At 73.4% G+C, this 7,593-nt stretch carries 7 protein-coding genes and 1 pseudogene; 5 read left to right on the top strand and 3 right to left on the bottom strand.

Going from position 1 to position 7,593, the window contains the following annotated elements; translation table 11 throughout:
* Positions 1-11: 11 nt before the first annotated feature.
* Together P1P75_RS37585 and P1P75_RS37580 are read right to left on the bottom strand one after the other, a co-directional pair.
* Complete coding sequence (locus P1P75_RS37585) at positions 12-911, bottom strand: ABC transporter ATP-binding protein (protein ID WP_319263892.1); 900 nt, start codon at positions 909-911, stop codon at positions 12-14.
* Positions 912-1,108: 197 nt separating this feature from the next.
* Positions 1,109-1,480, bottom strand: a pseudogene (locus P1P75_RS37580) (GntR family transcriptional regulator); the annotation flags it as partial.
* A gap of 243 nt (positions 1,481-1,723) precedes the next feature.
* Here P1P75_RS37580 and P1P75_RS37575 point away from each other — a divergent pair.
* The 5 genes from P1P75_RS37575 to P1P75_RS37555 all read left to right on the top strand — a co-directional run bounded on the left by P1P75_RS37575 (position 1,724) and on the right by P1P75_RS37555 (position 6,578).
* Positions 1,724-2,275: an RNA polymerase sigma factor gene (locus tag P1P75_RS37575; RefSeq protein ID WP_150471688.1), complete on the top strand. Its 552-nt coding sequence runs from the start codon at positions 1,724-1,726 to the stop codon at positions 2,273-2,275.
* 67 nt (positions 2,276-2,342) lie between these two features.
* Positions 2,343-3,185: a zf-HC2 domain-containing protein gene (locus P1P75_RS37570; protein WP_319263890.1), complete on the top strand. Its 843-nt coding sequence runs from the start codon at positions 2,343-2,345 to the stop codon at positions 3,183-3,185.
* Positions 3,186-3,232: 47 nt separating this feature from the next.
* The gene (locus P1P75_RS37565; RefSeq protein ID WP_319263888.1) at positions 3,233-4,102 is read left to right on the top strand and encodes an ABC transporter ATP-binding protein; all 870 of its coding nucleotides are present in this window, start codon (positions 3,233-3,235) and stop codon (positions 4,100-4,102) included.
* Positions 4,099-5,652, top strand: a complete 1,554-nt coding sequence (locus tag P1P75_RS37560) for an ABC transporter permease (RefSeq protein ID WP_319263887.1) — start codon at positions 4,099-4,101, stop codon at positions 5,650-5,652. Before P1P75_RS37565 ends, P1P75_RS37560 begins: the two co-directional genes overlap by 4 nt.
* A 122-nt stretch (positions 5,653-5,774) precedes the next feature.
* The gene (locus tag P1P75_RS37555) at positions 5,775-6,578 is read left to right on the top strand and encodes an ABC transporter (protein WP_319263885.1); all 804 of its coding nucleotides are present in this window, start codon (positions 5,775-5,777) and stop codon (positions 6,576-6,578) included.
* Between the two features lie 10 nt (positions 6,579-6,588).
* On the opposite strand, the gene mshD is transcribed toward P1P75_RS37555, so the two are convergent.
* Positions 6,589-7,515 carry a mycothiol synthase gene (gene mshD / locus P1P75_RS37550; RefSeq protein ID WP_319263883.1) on the bottom strand — a complete coding sequence of 309 codons (927 nt, stop codon included), beginning with the start codon at positions 7,513-7,515 and terminating at the stop codon, positions 6,589-6,591.
* Positions 7,516-7,593 lie beyond the last annotated feature (78 nt).

Raw genomic sequence — 7,593 nt, 5'->3', positions numbered from 1 at the left:
GTCGGTGTGCTTCATGCGGCGGCCTCCGCCGGGTGGGCGGGGGTGAGGGGGGCCGCCTGGGGGCTGCGGAGGTAGGCGAGGACGAGGTCCTCAAGGGACGGCGCCGTAGGGCGCCAGTTCTCGGCGAGCGGGCCCGAGGGGCGCAGGAGGGCGGTGAGCTGGCGGCCGGTCACGCGGGACTCGACGATCGTGTGCGCGTCCAGTTCACCCGTCCCCGTGGTCTCCGCGGGTGCGCTCACACGCGCGTGAGCGGCCAGCAGTTCGTCGATCTCACCGGCCAGGCGGACCCCGCCGCCCCCGATCAGCAGCAGGTGGTCGCAGGAGTCCTCCAGCTCGGCGACCACGTGCGAGGACATCACGATCGTGGTGCCGTGCTGCGCGGCCTGCGCCATCAGGGTGCCCATCAGCTCGTGCCGGGCCAGTGGGTCGAGGTCGGCCATCGGCTCGTCCAGGAGGAGCAGCTCCGGCCGCTTGCCGAGGGCCAGGGCGAGCGCGACACGCGTGCGCTGACCGCCGGAGAGCGTGCGGATGCGGGCCTTGGGGTTCAGCTCGCCCGCGGAGACGATCCGCTCCGCGATGACGGCGTCCCAGCGTGCCGGGTTGAGGTCGGCGCCCACCTGCAGCGTCTCGGCGACCGTGAGCTGCGGGTACAGCGGCTTGTCCTGGGCGACGTAACCGACACGCGCGCGTGCGGACGCCGGGTCCGTGCCGAGGACGGTGACCGAGCCCTCGGAGGGGGCCAGCAGGCCGGCGGCCAGGGCGAGGAGCGTGGACTTGCCCGCGCCGTTGGGGCCGACGACGGCGCAGACGCGGCCGGTGGGCAGCCGGAACGTGCAGTCGCGCAGCGCCCAGCTGCCGCGCCGGCCGAAGCGCTTGCCGAGCGCGGTTGCCGCCATGGCGGTGTCGGTCATGAAGGGTCCCCCTGGGAGTGCTGGTCGTGGGTGGTGGGGTGGGGCCGGCCGTCCCCGTTGCGGCCTGCGGCTTTGGCGCGGCCTGTGGTTCTGCTGCGATCGGTGCCGACGGTGCCGTCGGTGGCGTCGGTGCGGTCGGTGCGGTCGGTGCGGTCGGTGGTGTCGGTGCGGTCGGTGCCCGGGTCTCCGCGGTCGTCCGTGAAGTGCTCGTCCAGTACGGCGGTGAAGAGCGCGGTCACGTCGTCCCGGTCCAGGCCTGCCTCGTGGGCCCGGCCCGCCCACTCGTCCAGCTCGGTGCGCAGGGGCGAGTCGGCGGGGGCGGTGCTCAGTCCGCGCCGGACGAAGGTGCCTACCCCGCGCCGGGCCTCCACCAGTCCGTCCCGTTCCAGCTCGCGGTAGGCCTTGAGCACGGTGTTGGGATTGATGGCGGTGGCCTCGACCACCTCGCGGGCCGTCGGCAGCTTGTCGCCGGGGCGCAGCATGCCCAGGCGCAGGGCCTGTTTGGTCTGCTGGACGATCTGGACGTAGGTGGCCACGCCGCTGTGCCGGTCGATGCGGTATTCCACCACTCGGCAACCACCCTTTCACTAATTGAGTAGTGAAAGGGTGGTGCAAGTGGGCGTGGCAAGTCAAGTGGGCGAGCTGGTGTGGGTGTGGGTGCAGGTTGTGGGATGCGGCTGGGCGCGGTGGGCGCGGTGGGTGCGGTGGGTGCGGTGGGCGTGGTGGGGCGCGGCGTGGTGAGGGTCGAGGTGGAAGAAAAACTCGGGTGCCGGATCGTGAACCGATCGATGGGGCTCGTCCGATGAGGGGATGTGAGCGAAACGAGAAGCGACGGGGAGTTGCTGCGGGCCATCGCGGCAGACGGGGACCGTCACGCCTTCGAGGAGCTGTACCGGCGCTACGCGCCGTGGCTTACCGCGCGCATGCGCAGTCGCTGCGCCGACGCCGCGATAGTCGACGACGTCGTCCAGGAGACGTTCCTCGCGGTGTGGCGCGGTACCGCCCGCTTCAGGGCGGAGGGCCACTCCGAGGACGCGGCCGGCTGGCTGTGGCGCATCGGTTCCCGCCGCCTCGTCGACGCCGTGCGCGGTGACGGGGCGCGGGGGCGGCTGCGCCAGACGCTGGCCCGGCTGCGTCATCGCGACGAGGCCTCGGCGGAGGAGCGCGTGCTCGCGGGAGTGGAGCACGGGGACCTCGCCGGTGCCCTCACGCGCCTCTCACCGGAGTTGCGGGCGGTCCTCCAGGCCACCGTCATCGACGGACTCACCACCCGGGAGGCCGCCGTCCTGCTCGGCATCCCCCCGGGCACGGTCAAGACGCGGGCGCAGCGGGCCCGCAAGCAACTGCGGGAGGCGCTGGCATGAGGCGGTACGTGGCGGAAGGGCGCCCGCGCGGATGCGTGGAGGCCGGCAGAGCGAAGGAGGCCCTGGCATGACATGGCACGTGGCAGATGAGGACCTGCGGGCCTATGTGCGGGGCGAGTTGGCTGCGCCCCTCCTGTGGTCCGCCGACACGCACCTCACGGGGTGCGCCGAATGCCGGTCGCGGCTCGCGGGGGCGGCCGACCCGGTCGCGCTGGACGAAGCCTGGGAGCGGCTGGACGCCGAACTGGACGCGCCCCGGCCGAGCCTGGCCGAGCGGCTGCTGATGCGGCTCGGCGTGGCCGATCACACCGCCCGGCTGCTGACGGCCACCCCGGTGCTGCGACGGTCGTGGCTGCTGGCGGTGCTGTCCCTGCTGGTGATGACGGTACTGGCGGTGCACCTGGTGGACCGGCCCGCACTGTTCCTCGCCCTCGCCCCGCTCCTCCCGCTCGGCGGGGTCGCTCTGTCGTACGGGCCCGCGCTGGACCCGTCGTACGAGATGGCTGTCGTCGCCCCGATGCACGGCTTCCGGCTGCTGATGATCCGGACGGTGGCGGTGCTGACCGCGGGCCTCGCGTTCAACGGCCTGGCCACCCTCGCCCTGCCGGAGTACGGGCTGCTGGCCCTGACCTGGCTGCTGCCCGCGCTCGCCCTGACCGCGACCGGCCTGGCACTGACCCCCCGGCTGGGTCCGGTCCTCGCGCCCGGCCTGGTGGGCGGCGCCTGGGTGACTCTGCTGGCGGTGGTGCAGTCGCAGGCCCACTCCGGCACCACACTCGTGCCCTTCACGGCGGCCGGGCAGTCGGCCTCGGCAGCCATAGCGGCTCTCGCCACCGTGCTGCTCTACCAGACCCGGGACCGCTTCGACGCGCGTCCCGTGGGCGGCTTCGCGGACGGCGGCGCCGTATGACGCCCCCGACCGCCTCCGCCCACCGACCGGAATCCCAGGAGCCCCGCATGACCACCCCGCCCACCACCGTGACGGCCACCGGCCTGTCCCTGCGCTACGGCGGCACCCACGCCCTGGACGGCGTCTCGCTGCGCCTGACGCGAGGCGTGACCGGCCTGCTCGGCCCCAACGGCGCCGGGAAGACCACCCTGCTGCGGGTGCTGGCCACGGCCGTGCCGCCGGACCGGGGCGAGTTCACCGCCCTCGGGCACGATCCCGGCACCTCGGCCGGCCGCCTGGCCCTGCGCCGCGCGCTCGGCTATCTGCCCCAGACGCCCGGCTTCCACCCGGACTTCACGGCCTTCGCGTTCGTCGACTACGTGGCGATCCTGAAGGAACTGACCGACCGCGCCGCCCGGCACCGCGAGGTGCGGCGCGTGCTGGACGCCGTCGACCTCGCGGACGTGCGGGGCAAGCGGATCAAGCGTCTGTCCGGCGGCATGCGGCAGCGCGTCGCGCTGGCCGCCGCGCTCGTCGGCGACCCCGGCTTCCTCGTCCTGGACGAGCCGACCGTCGGTCTCGACCCGGAGCAGCGCATGCGCTTCAGAGGGCTGATCGCCGAGGCGGGCGAGGGGCGCACGGTCCTGCTGTCCACCCACCAGACCGAGGACGTGGCGATGCTCTGCCACCAGGTCGTGGTCCTCGCCCAGGGCCGCGTCCGCTTCGAGGGCACCCCCGCCGACCTGACCGCCCGTGCCGCAGGCCGGGTCTGGAGCAGCGCGGAGCGGGACCCGGCCGCCCTGGCCGGCTGGCGCACCGGCACCGGCACCTTCCGCAATGTCGGAGATCCGCCGAAGGGCGCCGACCTGCTCGAACCCACCCTGGAGGACGGCTATCTGCTCACCCTCGACAGGGAGAGCCGGACGGTGACCGCATGAGCAGCACGATCACGACGGTCAGGGAAAACGCCCCCGCGCTCCCAGAACCCCAGGGACCCGGCCGCCGCCCCGGCGCCGTGCTCGCCCTGGCCCGCTTCGAAGCCCGCGAACTCTTCCTCCAGATCCCGGTACTGGTCTTCATCGTCCTCTACCTCGGCTTCACCACCGCACGGCTGATGTTCCAGGACGGCATGAGCGACTACCCCGTCCTCAACACGGTCGACCGCAGTACCCAGACGGCCCCGCTGCTCCTCGCCATCGCCCTGCTCGTCTGTACCAACGCCGCCGCTCTGCGCTCACGCAGACACGGCACGGTCCAGCAGTTCGACGTCATGGCGATGGAACCCTGGCGCCGCGCCCTCGCGCACGTGCTCTCCGCGGTGCCGTTCGCGGTGCTCACCGCGGTCGTGGTCGCGGCCGAGTTCACCCGGGAAGCCTCGAAGCCCGGCGCGATCGGTCACGGCTCGGCCGGTGAACTGGCCGTGGGCCCGCTGGTCGTCCTGATGGCCGGTATCACCGGCGTCCTGCTGGCCCGGCTCGTGCCCATGCCCTTCGCGCCCATACTCTTCGTGATCGGCACATATCTGCTCATGGTCCTCGTCGCGGACGCCACCGAGTCGGGCGACCCCTGGGTGGGCTGGCTCTCCCCGATGGTCTTCTCCGGGATCTCCGGCGGCGACCCGGTCCCCAGCAACCTCCTCGGCCGCCCCGCCGCCTGGCACGCCTTCTATCTGCTGGGGCTGTGCGCCCTGCTGACCTGCGCGGCCCTGTTGCTGTGCGGCGGACGCACCCGCGCGGTCAAGGCGGCCACCGCCCTCGCACTCGCGGTCACGGCGACCGGCGCGATCGGCCAGCTCCCGCAGGACACCGCCGCCCTGGAGGCGGCACGGAAGGCCGCGTCCACGACCCCGCAGAAGTTCCAGTCCTGCACGGAGTACGAGCAATCGACGTACTGCGCCTTCCCCGAGTGGAAGGGCGTACGGGACGACTGGGCGGCGGTCGTCGACCGGCTCCGGTCCGCGGCCGGCGGCAGCGCGGCCGAGGCACGGCTGGTGGTTCGTCAGCGCATCGACGCCGACGGCGGCATCGAGGTGGATGCCGCGCTGGATCCCTCCACCACACCGGGCGAGGTGACCGTAGGCACCCGCTGGGGCGGCAACCGCGTCCCCGAGTTCGCCGTGGGAGCGGCCACCGTCCTGGTCGCGGGCACCGAGGACGCGACGACGCGGGAGATGTGCGACGCCCGCGCGGTGACCATCATGTGGCTGGTGCTGGGCAGTGACCCCACCCCGATGGCCACATTCCAGAACGTGCGGCTGGACGACAGCACCACCGGCTCAGGCCAGGTCCTGGCCCCCACCAACGGATTGAGTCTGACGGACCACCAGACGACCGTCATCCGTGAACTGCTCGCCCAGCCGAGGGCGGAGACCACCGCCCTGGTCAAGAAGCACTGGTCGGCACTGACATCGGCGCAGACCTCGACGGCCGAGGCGGCGAAGCTGCTGGGCGTGGCGGTGCCGCAGGGGGTGGAGTCGTGCGACGAGTAGGAGACGCGACGGAGCCGGAAGACCCCGCATCCGGCGGACGGCCCACCCCCGCCGACCGCCACGGCCCGCCCGCTACTGCCGGGCGCCGCCCGTACCGGGCCGTCCCCTCAGACGGTCACGGCTTGTCCCCCCACTCCGACGGGCACGGTCTGTCCCGCAACGTCGGCCGCGGCCCGACCTCCTCTGACCGCCACGGCCCGCCCGCTACTGCCGGCCACGGCCCCACCCCCGCCGACCGCCACGGCCCACCCGTCACCACCCGCCGCTCCCGAGCGCTTGTGCGGTCCCTCGCCCCGCCGGTGTGGCGGTCCCTGCCCTGGGTGGCGCTGACGGCGGCCGGTGGCCTGGGCCTGCTGCTCGCCGCGAGTACGCGGCTGCCGGACCAGACACCGGGGGCGGAGGTGGGACTGACGGTGCTGCGGGTCACCGCGCTGAGCGGCGGGGTGGGCCTGGCCTTCCTGCTCGACGACCCGGCCCGGCACACCACCGCCGCAAGCCCGCTCGGCCGGCCCTACCGAGCAGGCCTGCGCCTCGCGATGGCAACCCCGTTGCTCGCACTGTGGTGGACGGCGGTACTGCTCCTGCTGCCAGGAGCGACCCGCCCGCCCTTGGGCCCGGTCACGCTGGAGGCCCTTGCCACAGCCACCTTCGCCATCGCCCTGGCAACCGCCACCGTGCGGTTCACGGACGGCGCCGAGGTGGGAAAGGGAGCGGCGATATGGCTGTGCGCGGCGGCCGCGCCGGCCGTCCTCGTCCCGGCACGCTGGGGACTGCTGACCCTGCCGGCGGACCACTGGTGGGAGGAGACCCACGTGAGATGGGCGGTGCTCCTGGCGGTGACGCTGACGTCCACGGCGCTGTGCGTTCCTGAGCCGCTGAGACGCCGGCCGGTGCGCCTCAGCCCGTCCGGGGGAGTGCGGGGATGAGGCCGGGCCCTCAGGTTTCCGTGCGGTACATCAGGTCCGTCTCGTGGGTGACGAACCCCAGCCGCTCGTACACCGAGACCGCGGCCTTGTTGTCGGCGTCGACGTAGAGCATGGCCGTGGGCAGCCCCTGGGCCGCGAGATGCCGCAGGCCGATGGTGGTGAGGGACTTGCCGAGGCCGCCGCCCTGGGCACCGGGGGCGACACCGAGGACGTACACCTCGCCGATCCCCTCCTCGGCGTGGACCTTCGTCCAGTGGAAGCCGATGAGCCGGTCCTCGCGGAAGGCGAGGAAGAAGCCGGCCGGGTCGAACCAGGGCTGGGCCTTGCGGTCGTCGAGATCGCGCTGGCTGAGGGAGCCCTGTTCGGGGTGGTGGGCGAAGGCGGCGGCATTGACGGCCAGCCAGGCCCCGTCGTCCTGCCCGGGGACGAAGGTGCGGACGGTCACCCCCTCGGGGAACACGGGCTCGGGCAGGTCGAGGTCGGTCAAGGGCCGGCGCATCTGGCGCAGTTCGCGGAACAGCGAAAGACCGAGCACCTGGGCGAGATGCCGGGCGGCCGAGTGACCGCCGTGGGCCCACACCCGCAGCCGTTTGCCGGAGGCGGCGAGCAGGGCCGAGCCGAGCGCCCGGCCGTGCCCGTGGCCGCGGTGCGCGGGGTGGACGACCAACTCGGCGGCCGGGGCCTCGACGGGGTCGGTGTCCTCCAGCTGGGCGTAGGCGATGAGTTCGCCGTCCAGGAAGAGCAGCAGATGGGAGACGCCCTCGCGGGGGCCACCCCGCAGTTGCAGCCGGCCCTGTTCGGACACCGCTTGCCGGCCGTCGCTGTGGGCGGCCTCCGCGAGCAGGTCGATGACGGCCTCGGTCTGTGCGGGGGAGAGCGCGGAAAGGTTCGCGATGGAACGGGAGCCGGGTGCCGATGCGGGGTCGTCGCTGGTCATGCGTACGAGGGTAAAGGGCGGGCTCGGCAAAGTGGCGGCATCGGCGGAGGGGAGGGCAATCAGCCGGGGAAGGGGAGG

Origin of the sequence: Streptomyces sp. ID05-39B (genome assembly GCF_033794725.1) — a bacterium.
Lineage (GTDB): Bacteria > Actinomycetota > Actinomycetes > Streptomycetales > Streptomycetaceae > Streptomyces > Streptomyces bobili.
Note: the sequence above shows the minus strand (reverse complement) of the source record. Positions and strands in the feature narration are given on the sequence as shown.

Bases quoted from the DNA above. Each gene is read 5' to 3' on its own strand.
- P1P75_RS37570 (WP_319263890.1), top strand. From the start codon at position 2,343: ATGACATGGCACGTGGCAGATGAGGACCTGCGGGCCTATGTGCGGGGC.
- P1P75_RS37585 (WP_319263892.1), bottom strand. From the start codon at position 911: ATGACCGACACCGCCATGGCGGCAACCGCGCTCGGCAAGCGCTTCGGC.
- P1P75_RS37560 (WP_319263887.1), top strand. From the start codon at position 4,099: ATGAGCAGCACGATCACGACGGTCAGGGAAAACGCCCCCGCGCTCCCA.
- mshD (WP_319263883.1), bottom strand. From the start codon at position 7,515: ATGACCAGCGACGACCCCGCATCGGCACCCGGCTCCCGTTCCATCGCG.
- P1P75_RS37565 (WP_319263888.1), top strand. From the start codon at position 3,233: ATGACCACCCCGCCCACCACCGTGACGGCCACCGGCCTGTCCCTGCGC.